Raw genomic sequence first — 16,222 nt, 5'->3', positions numbered from 1 at the left:
GAGCACGGAGCACGGAGCACGGAGCACGGAGCACGGAGCACGGAGCACGGAGCACGGAGCACGGAGCACGGAGCACCGTGCAGTGGTGTTCCACGGTTCGTCGCGGTGCCTGGGTTTCACCTTGGGCACGGAGCGTCATGTCCCGAGCTTGGGGGTGCTGTGAGGTAGGGCGCGGCCTTCAGGGTGCCTGCTTGTATCGCGTAGCTGGCAGCGCACGGGGCGCGGCGTCCTGGTAGTGGGGCGGTGAGGGTCCCCTCGCTGTGTTCGGGAGTGGTGCGTGCCTGGCGGGGCGAGTGTGGGTTTCTCCTCGACGGGGATGCGTACGAAGCAGACATCGCGCAAGAGACGGCAGACGGGTGGACAGGTCTGCTCCCTGCATACCGGCGCTCCGCGCGGTTGCGCATGGGGGAGGGGCAGAACAGAGCGGGCTTCGTGGTGGCTTAACCTTCTGGCCTGCGGTTTCGTGGTGCCCCAGCCTGTTGATCACGGTCGGCGAGTCCTTTGGCGTACGTCTGCGACACTAGATGGACCATGCCTGCACCTGGAGAACTCACTTTCGTCGCGCCGCGCGGAGCCAAGAAGCCGCCGCGGCACATCGCCGATCTCACCCCTGCCGAGCGCCGTGAGGCCGTGGCTGCCATCGGTGAGAAGCCGTTCCGTGCTGGGCAGGTCTCCCGGCACTACTTCGCGCGCTACGCGCACGACCCGGCGGGCTGGACCGACATCCCCGCCGCGGCGCGCGAGAAGCTGGCTGCCGAACTGTTGCCGGACCTCATGAACGTGGTCAGGCACATCAGCTGCGACGACGACACCACCCGCAAGACGCTCTGGCGGCTCCACGACGGCACTCTGGTCGAGTCCGTGCTCATGCGCTACCCGGACCGGGTCACGATGTGCATCTCGTCTCAGGCGGGCTGCGGCATGAACTGCCCGTTCTGCGCCACGGGGCAGGCGGGGCTGGACCGTAACCTCTCCACGGCCGAGATCGTGCACCAGATCGTCGACGGCATGCGGGCCCTGCGGGACGGCGAGGTACCTGGTGGCCCGGCCCGGCTGTCGAACATCGTCTTCATGGGCATGGGTGAGCCGCTGGCCAACTACAACCGGGTGGTCGGCGCCATCCGACGGCTGACCGACCCGGAGCCGGACGGCGTGGGGCTCTCGCAGCGTGGCATCACGGTGTCCACCGTCGGCCTGGTCCCCGCGATGCTCCGGTTCGCGGACGAGGGCTTCAAGTGCCGTCTCGCGGTGTCCCTGCACGCACCCGATGACGAACTCCGGGACACCCTGGTACCTGTCAACACGCGCTGGAAGGTGCGTGAGGTGCTGGACGCCGCCTGGGAGTACGCGGAGAAGTCCGGCCGTCGGATTTCCATCGAGTACGCCCTGATCAGGGACATCAACGATCAGGCCTGGCGCGCCGACCTGCTGGGGAAGCTGCTCCGCGGGCACCGGGTCCACGTGAACCTCATCCCGCTCAACCCCACGCCCGGGTCGAAGTGGACCGCCTCGCGACCGGAGGACGAGCGGGCGTTCGTGGCGGCGCTCGAAGCGCATGGCGTACCCGTGACGGTTCGGGACACCCGTGGTCAGGAGATCGACGGGGCGTGTGGGCAACTGGCGGCGTCCGAGCGCTGACGGCGCCAGGGGGGCGCCGCTCCGTACCGCATACTCGGCGTGCCCCGTGCCCCGTGCCCCGTGCCCCGTGCCCCGTGCCCCGTGCCCCGTGCCCCGTGCCCCGTGTGCGCGAGGCTCCGTGCGACGCGACGGTAGTGCGGCTTCGTCGCGGGATGCGGCGCTGATAATGTGCCGCAATATTGCTTTGGTCGTACAAGCGAACATTTCCGACAGGGGAGCGCCGAGGCGCTGAGAGTGCGGCACCTGTGAGGGGCCGCAGACCCTCGGACCTGATCCGGGTCATACCGGCGTAGGGAGTCAGAGTCACTCATGAACAGTTACCTTCGGCGTGCCGTGAGCACCGCCGCGATCGGCGCCCTCGGCGTCGCGACGCTCGCCGCCTGCGGCGATTCCGGCAGCGGGTCGGACTCCAAGACGGTCACCGTCGTCTCGCACGACTCCTTCCAGGTGTCGAAGGGCGTCTGGAAGGAGTTCACCAAGCAGACGGGCTACAAGGTCAAGGTGGTCCGCGGCGCCGATGCCGGGGCGGCTGTGAACCAGGCCATCCTGTCCAAGGGAAACCCGCAGGGTGACGTGTTCTTCGGCGTGGACAACACCCTGCTCTCGCGCGCACTCGACAAAGGCGTCTTCGCCCCGTACCGCGCCAAGGACCTCGACACGGTGCCGTCGGCGCTGCAACTGGATGCCGCGAAGCACCGTGTCACCCCGGTGGACACCGGCGACATCTGCGTGAACTACGACCGGAAGTTCTTCGCCGACAAGAAGCTCGCCCCGCCCAACACCTTCGACGACCTGATCAAGCCCCAGTACAAGAACCTCCTGGTGACCGAGAACGCCGCCACGTCATCGCCCGGGCTCGCCTTCCTGCTCGGCACCGTGGGCACTTACGGAGCCGACGGCTGGCAGGACTACTGGAAGAAGCTGAAGGGCAACGGGGTCGAGGTCGTCGACGGCTGGGAGCAGGCGTACAACGACCGCTTCTCCGGCTCCAGCGGAGGCTCCGGCAAGGGCGACAGGCCGCTCGTCGTCTCGTACGCCTCCAGCCCGCCCGCAGAGGTGGTCGGTGTCGAGCCCCAGCCCAAGGAAGGCCCGACGGGCGTGGCCACCGGGACCTGCTTCCGCCAGATCGAGTTCGCCGGGCTGCTCGACGGAGCGAAGAACACCAAGGGCGGCAAGGCACTGCTGGACTTCATGCTGAGCAAGACCTTCCAGGAGGACGTGCCGGTCTCGATGTACGTCAACCCGGTTCGGCAAGGCGCGAAGCTGCCGGAGGTGTTCACCAAGTACGGGGCCCAGATCGCCAAGCCGGCGACGGTTGCTCCGAAGGAGATCACCGACAATCGTGAGCAGTGGATCAAGTCGTGGACTTCGCTCGTCGTGAGGTGAACGACGGACTGCCTCCCGACACGGAGCACGGGGCAGCCGAACGGGGCACGGGGCACGGGGCAGCCGGCCGCGGAGACCGGTGCGCCGGAATGGCAGCAAGGGGGCACGGAGCGCGGGGCACCGAGCGCGAGGACGGCAGCCAGAGCCACGGAGCACGGGGCGCCGAGTACGGGGCGCGCGGCGCGTCCGGGCGATGGCGTACGGGCCCCCGTAAACGCCACCCGCGAGCATGGCGGACATCGGTGCTCCGGCTCGGCCTGATGGCCGTACCGCTCGGCTTCTTCGGGCTCTTCTTCGGCTATCCGGTCGCCGCCATCACGGCGCGCGGGCTCCGTGCGGGCGGCACGTGGCAGTTCGGCCGCATCGGTGAGGTCCTGAGCGACCCCGACGTACTGGACGTCCTGTGGTTCACCACCTGGCAGGCCGCCGCGTCCACGGGGCTGACCCTCGCTCTCGCACTCCCCGGCGCGTACGTCTTCGCGCGCCTGGACTTCCCGGGCAAGCAGGTGCTGCGGGCGGTGGTGACGGTGCCTTTCGTGCTGCCCACCGTGGTCGCCGGATCGGCGTTCCTCGCGCTGCTGGGGCGCGGTGGGCTGCTCGACGAGCTGTGGGGCGTGCGACTGGACACCACGGTGTGGGCCATCCTGCTCGCCCACGTGTTCTTCAACTACGCCGTGGTCGTACGCACCGTCGGTGGACTGTGGGCGCAACTCGATCCGCGGCAGGAGGAGGCGGCGCGGATGTTGGGGGCCGGGCGGTTCGCGGCCTGGCGCAGGGTGACGCTGCCTGCTCTGGGGCCAGCCATCGCCGGGGCGGCCCTCATGGTCTTCCTGTTCACCTTCACGTCCTTCGGCGCCGTCCAGATCCTCGGTGGGCCGCGCTACGCGACGTTGGAGGTGGAGATCTACCGGCAGACCGCGCAACTTCTGGATCTGCCCACGGCTGCCGTGCTCACCCTCACTCAGTTCGCCGCGGTGGCATCGCTGCTCGCCGTGCACGCGTGGACGGTGCGGCGGCGGGAGACGACCCTCCGGCTGGTGGATGCCTCGCACACGGCCCGTCGCCCACGGGGCGCGGGGCAATGGACACTGCAGGTGAGTGTCCTCGTGGTGATCGCCCTGCTGATACTGCTGCCTCTGGCCGTCCTCGTGGAGCGGTCGTTCTCCGGCCCCAGTGGGTACGGTTTCGACTTCTACCGGGTGCTGGCTTCCGCCGATGAGAGCGGTGGCACCTTCGTCGTTGCGCCCCTGGACGCGTTGTGGAACTCGTTGCAGTACGCGTTGGCGGCGGCCGTCATCGCGCTGCTCGTCGGTGGCCTTGCCGCTGCCGCGCTCACCGTGCGCGGACCACGGGGCGGCGAACCGGCGCGGGCGGGGCGGCTGGTACGGGGCTTCGACGCGCTCCTGATGTTGCCGCTCGGAACGTCTGCGGTCACCGTAGGGTTCGGTTTCCTGATCACCTTGGACGAGCCGCCGCTGGACCTGCGGGCCTCGTGGTTCCTGGTGCCGCTGGCGCAGGCCCTGGTTGGCGTGCCGTTCGTGGTCCGCACGATGCTGCCGGTGCTCCGTGCAGTCGACGATCGACTGCGCGAGGCCGCGACCGTCCTGGGCGCGTCGCCGGTCCGTGCCTGGCGCGAGGTGGACCTGCCGCTCGTCCGGCGGGCGTTGCTGATCGCGGCGGGCTTCGCGTTCGCCGTGTCGCTGGGCGAGTTCGGGGCGACCGTCTTCATCGCACGCTCCGACAACCCCACCCTGCCGGTGGCCATCGCCCGCTTCCTGGGCCGCGCCGGGGAACTCAACTACGGCCAGGCCATGGCCCTGAGCACGATCTTGATGGTCGTCTGTGCGGCAGCGCTGCTGGTCCTTGAGCGGCTCCGTATCAACCGTTCGGGAGAGTTCTAGATGACGTCGTCGGACAAGAAACGGGCTGATGGGGGCCGCGGGCCGCAGCCCCCCGCCGCACAGCAGGGCGACGATTCGTCGGGGACGTCGGAGCGCCGCGCCCCGGCGCCCTCCGCCCCGCTACCTTCCACGGCCGAACGTCCCACGGCCAAACGTCCCACGCCGGCGGAGCGGCGCGAGGACGGGGCATGGGGCGACGGGGCACGGGGCACGGAGCGCGGGGCGCTGGACGGGGCTCTTCTGCGGTTGGACGCGGTGACGGTCAGGTTCCGCGACCGACTCGCGCTGGACGCGGTGAACCTCGACGTGGCCGAGCACGAGACAGTCTGCGTGCTAGGGCCGAGTGGGAGCGGTAAGTCCACCATGCTTCGTGTGGTGGCGGGTCTCCAGGCGGCGGAAGCGGGGCGGGTCTGGCTCGGTGGGCGTGACCAGTCCAAGGTGCCGGCCCATCGCAGGGGCGTCGGCCTCATGTTCCAGGACCATCAACTGTTCCCGCAGCGCGACGTGGCCGGCAACGTCGCGTTCGGCCTGCGTATGCGACGAGCGGAGCGAACCGATGTCGACCGCACCGTAGCCGAACTCCTCGACCTCGTAGGTCTGCCAGGGGCGCAACGCAGGGCGATCGCTGCCCTGTCAGGCGGCGAGCAGCAGCGGGTGGCGCTGGCGCGCGCGTTGGCCCCACGTCCGAAGCTGCTGATGCTGGACGAGCCCCTGGGCCAGCTCGACCGGGGGCTGCGGGAGCGGCTCGTCGTGGAGCTCCGCCAGATGTTCCGCCAACTCGGTACGACGGTGCTCGCTGTCACGCACGACCAGGGGGAGGCGTTCGCGCTCGCTGATCGTGTGGTGGTCATGCGGGAGGGCCGTGTCGCCCAAGTGGGAACGCCGCTTGAGGTCTGGCAGCGCCCCGCCTCCGAGTTCGTCGCCCGCTTCCTCGGCTTCGACAACGTCGTGAAAGCCACCGTGAGCGGGGCCACGGCGGACACGCCCTGGGGGGCGATTCCCGTACCCGACGGAGCGCGTCCTGGGCCGTGCCGTCTTCTGGTGCGACCGATCGGAGTGCGTTTCGCGGCAGCCGGCGATGGCCTTGCCTGCGTCGTGGAAGCGCGGACGTTCCGGGGCGGCCTAGGTGTCTCGCTGCTCCTGCGGCCCGAACACGGCCCGACACTGGAGGCAGCGTGCCCGTTGCGGGACGCACCAGCGGAGGGGGACCGGGTGTCGGTCGAGTTCGTGGCGGAGGATGTGGTGGTGCTGGGCGATCCGGCTTGATCCGCAGGTGACCTGGAGGCTGTGGCGTCGGGCCCGCTTTTGCTGTCCCAGAGCGGTGTATGGGGCTGAGTGAGCGAGTGGCTGCGTACGGGGCGGATGGGGGAGCACCATGCCGTGCGGAGTGCGGAGCAGGGAGCAGGGTTGGGGATGGGGCGTGGAGCCTCGCGCGCGGGGCGCGGCGCCGTTCGTCTTCGCTGGTACGGGCTGGAGATCCCGCACGGGGCACGGGGCGGCGGAGCAATGAGCGAACCGGGGCGTGCAGTCTGGGCGGCTGAGCACGCGGGCGCGGCGAGCGAGCTGTAGGGCTGACCGGACCGGGAGGGACGCCGCGCGGTGTGTGTGGCAGAAGCACGGGGCCCTGAGCTTTCGCCCTGCGGTCCGGTCAGGCGTTTGTACGCCAGGCGCGGACGGGTCCGTCCTTGCGCGAGCTGGCTGATGGCCTGTTGCGGACGTACAGGGACCCGGGAAGTCTAAGAGCAAGCTGGGACAACAGTGGGTTCGACCATTCACCCACAGCGAGCTGCCGGTACACCGCACGGAGCTGTACGCGACGGCTGGCGGCCGAGTCACCCTGGCCTACGCCGTGGTCAGGCGAGCCAGAGCTTCTGGCACGTCTTCGACCGTGTCGACGAGTGCGATGCGGCGGGCCATCGGGCGCCCGTTGGCGAGGGTCTGGAGCAGTGGCCAGGCGGGCAGTTCAAGCGTCCAGTGGTGACGGTTGACGAGGACCATCGGAGTGGGTTCGCCGCGCGATTCGTAGTAGTTCGGCGTGGCGTTGTCGAAGATTTCCTGCACCGTACCTGCGGCTCCGGGCAGGAAGACCACCCCTGCGTTGCTCCGTGCGAGTAGCCCGTCTTCGCGGGTGGCGTTCGCGAAGTACTTCGCGATGTGCGAGGCGAAGACGTTGGGCGGCTCGTGTCCGTAGAACCAGGTGGGGATGCCGATGGACGTGCCGCCGCTCGGCCAACGGTTCCGTACGTCGAAGGCTGCTGACGCCCAGTGCCCTATGGACGGGGCAAAGGACGGGGCCTTGGCCAATAGCTCCAGTGCCTCGTCCAAGGCAGTGTTGGCCAACGGGGCGGTGTAGGCCCCCAGGTTCGCCGCCTCCATGGCGCCGGGGCCCCCGCCCGTCGCGACCGTCAGCCCGCTGCGGGCCAGGGTCCTGCCGAGTTCAGCGGCTCCGGCGTACTCCATGCTGCCGCGCTCCAGTGCGTGGCCGCCCATCACGCCCACCACCCGAGCGCCGGTGAGGTGTTCATCCAGCGCGTCGGACACGGCGTCGTCGTGGATGCTGCGCAGCATGGAGGCGAAGATGTCGCCGTCGGCCTTGGTGTGCTCGAACCAGGCGTAGGCCTGGGCGTCAGGCGTCTGCTCGTACCCGTCTGCAAGGCCGTGGAAGAGCTCGCCGGCCGAGTAGAGGGCACCGCGGTACGGGTTGAACGGCAGATGCGGCACCGGCGGGAAGACGAGAGCCCCGCTGGCCCGGACCTTGGCCGTTGCCTCCGGCTGCATGGCGCAGCCCAGGAACACGGCTTCGGAGGTGTCCGTCGACAGCAGGGCGAAGGTGCGCTCCGTCAGGTCCACCGACTGTATTCGAAACCCGATCAGGGAACCCGCGGCGACGACCTGGTCGAACTCGGCGAGGGATTCGATCTCGCGGTCGCTCTGGTCGAGGGCGGTGTCGTTGATGGCCACGCGGCCATGCTAGGGCCCAGGCTCCGGGGCGTTGACGTCCGTATGTGAAGCCCTGTGCGGAACGGCAGCGGGAAGTGAATTCCCATCGGATCCCTAAAGGCGCCTACCTGAAAACGAGTTGAGCGACACCGAGATGGTGCTGTGCGCCGGCGACCTGTCTGCGGGAGCACGAGGCTGAGCGTTGCTCGTTACGGGAAGCCCATCGGCTTGGTTGCGAGGCCCCCGCGCACCCATCCTGGAGAGCACGGAGCACGGAGCACGGAGCACGGAGCACGGAGCACGGAGCACGGAGCACGGAGCACGGAGCACGGAGCACGGAGCGGGCGGCGCAGCCTCGCGCGCGAGGTGCGGAGTACGGGGCGCCGTCGTGTCTGCGTAGAGGAAGCTGGTGACCGCACTGGCTGGAGCGGCTTGCGTGTGTACGGATCGTGCTTGGCGGAGCGTTGGTGGCGCGGTCACTCCGCAGTGAGGCCAACGGGACACACCGCGCGTTGCGGTGCTCGCCCGTACTGGCTGACCAGCCACGGGTGAAGCGCCAGACCGGTGTGCGCGGACTTGTGGTTGGGCTTCAGGCTGGGGTCGTGGCGGATTGCCTCATGGCCGGGTGCTGCATTCGGGTCACGGTACGAGGGGCATGACGGCTAGTTCGGCGACCAGCCAGGTGAGGCTAGTGAGAACTGCCATGACGGCCGCTACCCGGAGCGCGGCAGCGTTGCGAAGCGCGGTTCGGGGGGTGCCGAGGCGGAGCAGCGCCTGGGTGGTTGTGGCACGTGCGTGCCGGCACTCCCACATGGTCAGGAGTGCGGTGGCCGTCGTGCAGCCCACGACGAGTGCGGCGCCGAGGCCCGTGAGGGGGCCGAGCGGACGGTCGGCCGTCAGGCCGGGTACGGCGTCGTGGAGTCGGGTCGCCACGTAGGTGCTGCTGGCGACCGCACAGAGTGCCCCTAGGGGGCGGCCGAGTCTGCCCGCCTCGTCCTGGAGACCCCGTCCCGCGAGAAGCCGTACGCCTCCCGGCCGCCCCGCCGTGAGCAACTGGCCGCAGCCGCGTACGAGGCCGGGGCCGGCGAGTACGAGCCCCATCGAGGCCAGGAACCAGGCTGCGAGGACTGCGATGGCCGAGCCGCTCAGCTGGCCGGGCATGGGGATGAGGTCCTGGGTGGTGGACGTGTCGCGGCTGACGTACGCCTCAAGCGCCAGCCCCACCGAGATCAACGCGACTCCCCACGGCAGGCCCGCCACTTCGGCTGTGGAGGGGGAGACAGCCGTCCTGACGGCGGTGTGGGGTGACGGGGCCGTGTCTGTGCTTGTTGGCTCCGGTGTCGCTGTGGTTGACGGGGCGGCCACCTCGATGCCGAGGGGCGGGCCCCCTGACGGCACGATGCCGCTCTGCGGGGCGACCGGCTCCGGGGAGGCCAGCGCGGTTCGGGAGATGTAGGGGGCAGGGCGACAGGAAGCGGCGGCGATTGCTGCGGCAGCGCGCGCCGTGCGTGCGCTCCGTGGCGCACGGGCAGGGCGCGCGTTCGATGGGACGTGTGCCCGGTAGCCGTAGGCACTGGCTGCCGCGGCGAGGACGGGCAGCACCGAGAGGAGTGTCAGTACGGCGCCGGCCGGAAGGTGGTAACCCACGGCCAGGGCGTCGATGGCGGGCCCGCCAGATGGTGGGGCGACCAGGCTGCCCCGTAGGTAGACGAAGACGAAGAGCGCGAGCAGGCTGCCGGCTGAGCAGATCAGCGCGGTTGCCGCCGCGGCGAGCAGCGACCGGCGAAAGGGGCCGTAGCCGGCGGCGGCCAGACCTGGTGGGACGGAACGGGTTGGTGAGTCAACACGATCTACCGAAAGGGCGAGTTGGACCGTGGCGGCAAGCGGAGCCGCGCACCAGAGCAGCCGGGCGACGGACTCGGACGTTTCGTCAGGGTGCCCCAGCGCGTACCCCAGTGAGCACAGCAGGAGGAAGCCGACCCCCGCGGACGCGAGGGCGACCAGCGACCGCCGCACTTGAACCAGCGGGCCGGCACCCAGGACTAGGCGGAGACTGAACACGCCGCATTGCCCTCCGCGTCAGGGGCGACGACCGGCCCGCTGCGGCGACCGTCGACGAGCGAGATGGAGCGGTCGACCAGTGGTTCGACCTCCGAGCCCTGGCAGGTGAGCAGCACCGTGATGCCGTGTGAACGTGCTGCCGTGGTGATGGTGCGGAGCACCTGTTCGCGGTCGGCCGTGTGCAGCGGGGCTGTCGGTTCGTCGGCGAAGAGGACGGCCGGTTCGGCGGCGAGGGCCCTGGCGACGGAGACGCGCTGTCGCTGCGCCTGGAGGAGGGCGGCCGGGCGGCTCCGTGCGCACTCACCGACGTCGAGCCTGTCGAGCCATTCGTGCGCCATGTGCCTGGCGTTCTTGCGCCGTACGCCGCGGAGCATGAGGGGGAGCGCGGCGTTCTCCCAGGCGGTCAGTTCAGGTACGAGAAACGGCTCGGGATCGATCCAGCCGAACCGTTCACCTCGTAGCCGTTCCCGCGCGAGGGGCGTCAGGGTGTGTACCGGTGCGCTGTTGAACCACACCTCGCCGCTGTCGGGCAGGAGCTGGCCGGACAGACAGCGCAGCAGGGTGGTCTTCCCTGAGCCACGGGGCCCGGACACAGCGAGGATCTCCCCTTCAGGAACCCCGAGGGAGACTCCGGTCAGTGCCGGGGAACCGCCGTAGGCGTAGGTGAGGGCGCGCGCCCACAGCACATCGTTGTCGGGCGGAGCCACCATGGAAGTACCTCGGTTGCTGACGATTGTCCGCGTTCCCTGGCTGAGTGAACGAAGACAGGGACGATCGGTCACTGGCACGGTAAGGAATCGGACGGCGGAACAGCCCACAACCACGGCGCCGACGCGGCGTCATTCCTCCGATCAGCCCTCGAATCAGCCGTTCGCGCCATGGCCTGGTGCGTGCTCTGGGGTGCGTGATGCGGCGGGGGCGTGGTGGATGTGGTCGACGCAGGGTGCATGGCGCCGCACGCGGACGCCCGTTGACGTCGATGACCCATGCAGACGGCCGGGGGCGGGGGCTCTGCTTACTTCGTGATTCCTCCGCTCCGTGCCTCCGCACGCGGTGGACTTGCCCAGGTGTCGGACTCCATCCGGACACTGCCGGAGCACGGAGCACGGAGCACGGAGCACGGAGCACGGAGCACGGAGCACGGAGCACGGAGCACGGAGCGGGCGGCGCAGCCTCGCGCGCGAGGTGCGGAGTACGGGGCGGGCGGCCGTCACGCGGGGCACGGGGCGCACCGTGCCCCGTCCTCACGATTGCGCCGTGGCGCATGTCGCCGGAGGCCATAGGGCGTCCCATCGCAGCCGGCGCGAGGGCCCCGTTACTGGGGCTGAGCCCTGCCTAGAGCCGGCGTCATAGATGGGGCAGGCGAACGTGGCAGCACGTCATGCTCGTGGACTGCGCGGAGATGGCTCCGCTGGGGTGGGCGGGTGCTCATGGCGTGCGGCGGCCTGGGGGCGTACGGAGCCCATCCGGAATGCCTCTTCCAGATCGAGCAGAACCGAACCAGTCGAACCCAATCGACGTAACAGAATCGACGGAACGGACACGAGGCACGGGGACGCGAGGACACGGAGCGGTGTAGCGGTAGTTCGGGGGCAGCGGTCCACCAGTTCGCCATGCCCGCTTGGCGCCGGCCTCTCCTGCGGGGTGAGGCTGGGCCCAACGACGCCACACAACCGCGGCCCCACGCCTTCCCTCCCCGTTGAAGCGTCCCGCTCCAGCACATCTCGCCCCGCCGTGCCCTGTGCCCCAGGACTCGTGCCCTATGCCCCAGGGCCCGTACCTCCGATCTCCGCTCTCAGCTTCGGTCGGTCAGCTCGTAAGGGCCGGCTATCTCCGTACTCGCGACTGCCGCCCTCCGCCGCCCGTACCCCGTGCCCCGTACCTCTGCAACGGCGCGCAGGCCACCATTGCCACGCCCCACAAGCTCGTACCGTCAGTGCCAAAGTGCCATGCCCCCGGCTCCGTACCCCGTCCCTCTGCCCCGCAGGCTCGTACCTCAGCCCCGTGCTCCGCCCCCCAGCCAGAGCGTCGGGTGATCCGCTGACCGTGCGCTCCGGGGCTCTCGGACCGAGGCGTGGGCGCACGCCCAGTTGCCCATTGCCCACCCGAGCCCGTGCCCGCGCCCCAGCTCTCCGCTCCACCTCAACCCCCGCACGAGTCGGAACGGAGCCAAGCAGGGGCAGCCGCGGACCAGACGACCGAGCCAGTCAGACCGAGCCAAACAGGCCAAGCAGGCAGGGACGCGGGGCGCCGCGTAGATGCGGTCGGCCTCAGAGCTTGGTCCAAGCCTCCGTCAGGACGCTCCGTACGATCTGCTCGATCTCGTCGAACGTGGCCTGGTCCGCGATGAGGGGCGGGGAGAGCTGGATGACCGGGTCGCCCCGGTCGTCGGCGCGGCAGTAGAGGCCGTTCTCGTACAGCTTCTTGGAGACGAAGCCGTACAGGAGGCGCTCGGACTCCTCGTCGGTGAAGGTCTCCTTGGTGTGCTTGTCCTTGACCAGTTCGATGCCGTAGAAGAAGCCGCTGCCGCGCACGTCGCCCACGATCGGGAGGTCGGTGAGGCGGGAGAGGGTGGTGTGGAAGGCGGCCTCGTGGTCGAGGACGTGCTGGTTGAGGCCCTCGCGTTCGAAGATGTCCAGGTTGGCCAGGGCGACGGCGGCCGAGACCGGGTGGCCGCCGAAGGTGTAGCCGTGCAGGAAGGTGTTGTCCGCCGAGTAGAACGGCTCGGCGATGCGGTCGGAGACGATCGTGGCACCGATCGGCGAGTAGCCGGAGGTCATGCCCTTGGCACAGGTGATGATGTCCGGCACGTAGCCGAACTTGTCGCATCCGAACATGGTGCCCAGGCGGCCGAAGGCGCAGATCACCTCGTCGGAGACGAGCAGCACGTCGTACTGGTCGCAGATCTCGCGGACCCGCTGGAAGTAGCCGGGCGGAGGCGGGAAGCAGCCGCCGGCGTTCTGCACCGGTTCGAGGAACACGGCGGCGACCGTCTCCGGCCCCTCGAAGAGGATCTGCTGCTCGATCTGGTCGGCGGCCCAGCGGCCGAACGCCACCGGGTCGTCCCCGTGCAACGGCGCCCGGTAGATGTTGGTGTTGGCGACCTTGTGCGCGCCGGGCACCAGTGGCTCGAACGGAGCCTTGAGCGCGGGCAGCCCGGTGATGGACAGCGCGCCCTGGGGCGTGCCGTGGTAGGCGACGGCGCGCGAGATGACCTTGTACTTGGCGTGGTTGCCGGTCAGTTTGTGGTACTGCTTCGCGAGCTTCCAGGCCGTCTCCACGGCTTCGCCGCCGCCGGTGGTGAAGAAGACCTTGTTCAGGTCACCTGGCGCGTAGTGCGCGAGCCGCTCGGCCAGTTCGATCGCCTTGGGGTGCGCGTAGCTCCACACCGGGAAGAAGGCGAGTTCCCGCGCCTGCTTGTGCGCGGCGTCGGCGAGCTCCGTCCGGCCGTGCCCGGCCTGCACCACGAACAGCCCGGCCAGCCCGTCGAGGTACCGCTTGCCCTGATCGTCGTACACGTACGAGCCCTCGCCGCGCACGATGGTGGGCACGGGGGCGTTCTCGTACGAGGACATGCGCGTGAAGTGCATCCACAGGTGGTCGTACGCCGCCTTGGAATGGCGCGCGTTGGTCGCCGCCGGATCGGTGTTGACGCTCATGGCTATCTCGTTCCCCAGGTGTAGGTCTGCTTCCGGAGCTTGAGGTAGACGAAGCTCTCGGTGGAGCGCACGCCAGGCAGCGTGCGAATCCGCTTGTTGATCATTTCCAGGAGGTGGTCGTCGTCCTCGCAGACGATCTCGATCAGCAGGTCGAACGAGCCCGCCGTGACGACGACGTACTCCACCTCCTCCATGGCCGTCAGGGCGTCGGCCACGGGGTCGAGGTCCCCCTCGACGTTGATGCCGACCATCGCCTGGCGCCTGAACCCCACGGTGAGCGGGTCGGTGACGGCGACGATCTGCATCACGTTCTGGTCGAGCAGCTTCTGTACGCGTTGGCGCACCGCCGCCTCCGAGAGGCCCACGGCCTTGCCGATCGCGGCGTACGGGCGCCGTCCGTCTTCCTGGAGCTGCTCGATGATCGCCAGCGAGACGGCGTCGATCGAGGGCGAACTGTGTCTGTCAGGTGTGGCCACCCGACTCACTGTGCACGAGGACTCGGCCGTGTCGCAACTCTAGAATGCCGGAATCCGTTGTTTGGATTCGGCTGAGTGACTGATTCCGCAGTTTTCGGCGAGTGGGTATGTCGAAAGCGTCAACCTGGGGGCTAGGGTGGGTGTCTCACCCATCGGACAACCAGGCAGGGAGGGGTGGCTGTGACCACCGAGCTGCGTCGTTTGCGCAACTACATCGACGGGGAGTTCCGGGACGCCGCCGACGGGCGGACCACGGAGGTGGTCAATCCGGTCACCGGCGAGGCGTACGCCAGCGCCCCGCTCTCCGCCGCGGCGGACGTGGACGCCGCCATGGACGCTGCCAAGGCGGCCTTCCCCGCGTGGCGCGATTTGATCCCTGCCGAGCGGCAGAAGGTCCTTCTGAAGATCGCGGACGCCTTCGAGGAGCGCGCGGAGGAACTGATCGCCGTTGAGTCGGAGAACACCGGCAAACCTCTCGGCCTGACCCGGACCGAAGAGATCCCGCCCATGGTCGACCAGATCCGCTTCTTCGCGGGCGCGGCGCGCCTGCTGGAGGGGCGTTCGGCGGGTGAGTACATGGAGGGCCTGACGTCCATCGTCCGGCGCGAACCGATCGGCGTCTGCGCGCAGGTCGCCCCGTGGAACTACCCCATGATGATGGCCGTCTGGAAGTTCGCCCCGGCGCTCGCCGCGGGCAACACCGTCGTTCTCAAGCCATCGGACACCACCCCCGCGTCGACCGTCCTGATGGCCGAAATCATCGGTGGCGTACTGGCTGAACTCGGCCACCCCAAGGGCGTCTTCAACGTCGTGTGCGGCGACCGCGACACCGGCCGTCTGATGGTCGAACACCCGGTGCCTGCGATGGCCTCCATCACCGGCTCCGTGCGCGCGGGCATGCAGGTCGCCGAGAGCGCGTCGAAGGACCTGAAGCGGGTGCACCTGGAGCTCGGCGGCAAGGCCCCGGTCGTGGTCTTCGAGGACACCGACCTCGCCAAGGCGGTGGAGGACATCTCGACGGCCGGCTTCTTCAACGCGGGCCAGGACTGCACCGCCGCCACCCGGGTGCTGGTCCACGAGTCGATCCACGACGAGTTCGTCACCGCACTGGCCAAGGCCGCCGCCGACACCAAGACGGGCGCCCCGGACGATGACGACGTGCTGTACGGCCCGCTCAACAACGCCAACCAGCTCGCACAGGTCGCCGGCTTCATCGACCGGCTCCCGGCACACGCCAAGGTCGAGGCGGGCGGCGAGCGCGTCGGCGACAAGGGGTACTTCTACGCCCCCACTGTCGTCTCCGGCCTGAAGCAGGACGACGAGATCATCCAGAAGGAGGTCTTCGGCCCCGTCATCACCGTCCAGTCCTTCAGCAGCGAAGAACAGGCCATCGAGTACGCCAACGGGGTCGAGTACGCCCTCGCCTCGTCCGTCTGGACCAAGAACCACGCGCGCGCGATGCGCCTCTCCAAGGCCCTCGACTTCGGCTGCGTGTGGATCAACACGCACATCCCGCTGGTGGCCGAAATGCCCCACGGCGGCTTCAAGAAGTCGGGGTACGGCAAGGACCTCTCGGCCTACGGCTTCGAGGACTACACGCGCGTGAAGCACGTGATGACGTCGCTTGAGGGCTGAGCTTGGGGGAGGGCTGAGGACCGGGGGCGCGCGGCGCTCCGTTTGTGGCGCGGAGGTGGCCGCGCCGCGCGTGCCCGCGTCCGTGCCGATGCCCTCGGACGACCGGGCTGACGGCGGCGGGGTATTGGCCGCACGGGGGCCCGGCAGATAGGGGTGACCGGCGCGGCGCATGGTGGTAGCGGCTGCGTGTTAGTGGCCGCTGCCGTCCCAAACTGAAGCGGGTCGGTCTCGTACGCAATGCGTACGGGCCGGCCCGTTGCCGTACGCCGGAGCGGGCAGGCAGGGCAGGGCATTGCGGTGGGAGCGGCGGGGCGTGTGCGACTGGGAGTAGCCGGGGCTGCGGTGGCTCAGGACGCGTCGCGGCGCGCCTGGTATGGGGCGGGGTGGGCGTTCGTGTGGTGCGCGGTGGTGTGGGTGGATTACGGGGCCACGGGGCGGCGACGCTGCTGACGGGGCACGGGGCACGGGGCACGGGGCACGGGGCACGGGGCACGGGGCGGGCGGCGCAGCCTCGCGCGCGAGGCGG

General features: G+C 69.6%; 10 protein-coding genes and 1 riboswitch. Of the genes, 5 read left to right on the top strand and 5 right to left on the bottom strand.

The features are described from left to right. Nucleotides 1-531: 531 nt before the first annotated feature. The 4 genes from rlmN (at nucleotide 532) to AAHZ94_RS12335 (ending at nucleotide 6,191) form a co-directional block, all read left to right on the top strand. Nucleotides 532-1,638 (top strand): dual-specificity RNA methyltransferase RlmN, encoded by a 1,107-nt coding sequence (gene rlmN, locus AAHZ94_RS12350; protein WP_349992882.1) that lies wholly within the window; start codon nucleotides 532-534, stop codon nucleotides 1,636-1,638. 201 nt (nucleotides 1,639-1,839) lie between these two features. Further along, a riboswitch (TPP riboswitch) is annotated at nucleotides 1,840-1,951 on the top strand. Further along, nucleotides 1,948-3,024: a thiamine ABC transporter substrate-binding protein gene (locus AAHZ94_RS12345; RefSeq protein ID WP_349992881.1), complete on the top strand. Its 1,077-nt coding sequence runs from the start codon at nucleotides 1,948-1,950 to the stop codon at nucleotides 3,022-3,024. (Overlaps the previous riboswitch by 4 nt.) Nucleotides 3,025-3,284: 260 nt before the next feature. Then, nucleotides 3,285-4,925, top strand: a complete 1,641-nt coding sequence (locus tag AAHZ94_RS12340) for an ABC transporter permease (RefSeq protein ID WP_349992883.1) — start codon at nucleotides 3,285-3,287, stop codon at nucleotides 4,923-4,925. Nucleotides 4,926-5,180: 255 nt separating this feature from the next. After that, nucleotides 5,181-6,191: an ABC transporter ATP-binding protein gene (locus tag AAHZ94_RS12335; protein ID WP_349992880.1), complete on the top strand. Its 1,011-nt coding sequence runs from the start codon at nucleotides 5,181-5,183 to the stop codon at nucleotides 6,189-6,191. Between the two features lie 576 nt (nucleotides 6,192-6,767). On the opposite strand, the gene AAHZ94_RS12330 is transcribed toward AAHZ94_RS12335, so the two are convergent. The 5 genes from AAHZ94_RS12330 to AAHZ94_RS12310 form a co-directional block, all read right to left on the bottom strand. After that, a complete protein-coding gene (locus AAHZ94_RS12330) occupies nucleotides 6,768-7,886 on the bottom strand; it encodes an LOG family protein (protein ID WP_349992879.1) in 1,119 nt (372 codons plus the stop codon). A 618-nt stretch (nucleotides 7,887-8,504) separates the two neighbouring features. Continuing rightward, nucleotides 8,505-9,926: a hypothetical protein gene (locus AAHZ94_RS12325; RefSeq protein ID WP_349992878.1), complete on the bottom strand. Its 1,422-nt coding sequence runs from the start codon at nucleotides 9,924-9,926 to the stop codon at nucleotides 8,505-8,507. Next, complete coding sequence (locus tag AAHZ94_RS12320; RefSeq protein WP_349992877.1) at nucleotides 9,908-10,636, bottom strand: ABC transporter ATP-binding protein; 729 nt, start codon at nucleotides 10,634-10,636, stop codon at nucleotides 9,908-9,910. The genes AAHZ94_RS12325 and AAHZ94_RS12320 overlap by 19 nt, the downstream gene beginning before the upstream one ends. 1,560 nt (nucleotides 10,637-12,196) lie before the next feature. After that, nucleotides 12,197-13,585, bottom strand: coding sequence for an aspartate aminotransferase family protein (locus AAHZ94_RS12315; RefSeq protein ID WP_349992876.1), 1,389 nt, complete (start codon nucleotides 13,583-13,585; stop codon nucleotides 12,197-12,199). Between the two features lie 2 nt (nucleotides 13,586-13,587). Then, nucleotides 13,588-14,061 (bottom strand): Lrp/AsnC family transcriptional regulator, encoded by a 474-nt coding sequence (locus AAHZ94_RS12310; RefSeq protein ID WP_349992875.1) that lies wholly within the window; start codon nucleotides 14,059-14,061, stop codon nucleotides 13,588-13,590. 180 nt (nucleotides 14,062-14,241) lie between these two features. Between AAHZ94_RS12310 and AAHZ94_RS12305 the strand changes: the two genes are divergently transcribed. Beyond that, nucleotides 14,242-15,696, top strand: a complete 1,455-nt coding sequence (locus tag AAHZ94_RS12305) for a gamma-aminobutyraldehyde dehydrogenase (protein ID WP_349992874.1) — start codon at nucleotides 14,242-14,244, stop codon at nucleotides 15,694-15,696. Nucleotides 15,697-16,222: the final 526 nt, after the last annotated feature.

The sequence above is a fragment of the Streptomyces sp. HSW2009 genome, from assembly GCF_040240285.1.
GTDB lineage: Bacteria > Actinomycetota > Actinomycetes > Streptomycetales > Streptomycetaceae > Streptomyces.
Note: the sequence above shows the minus strand (reverse complement) of the source record. Positions and strands in the feature narration are given on the sequence as shown.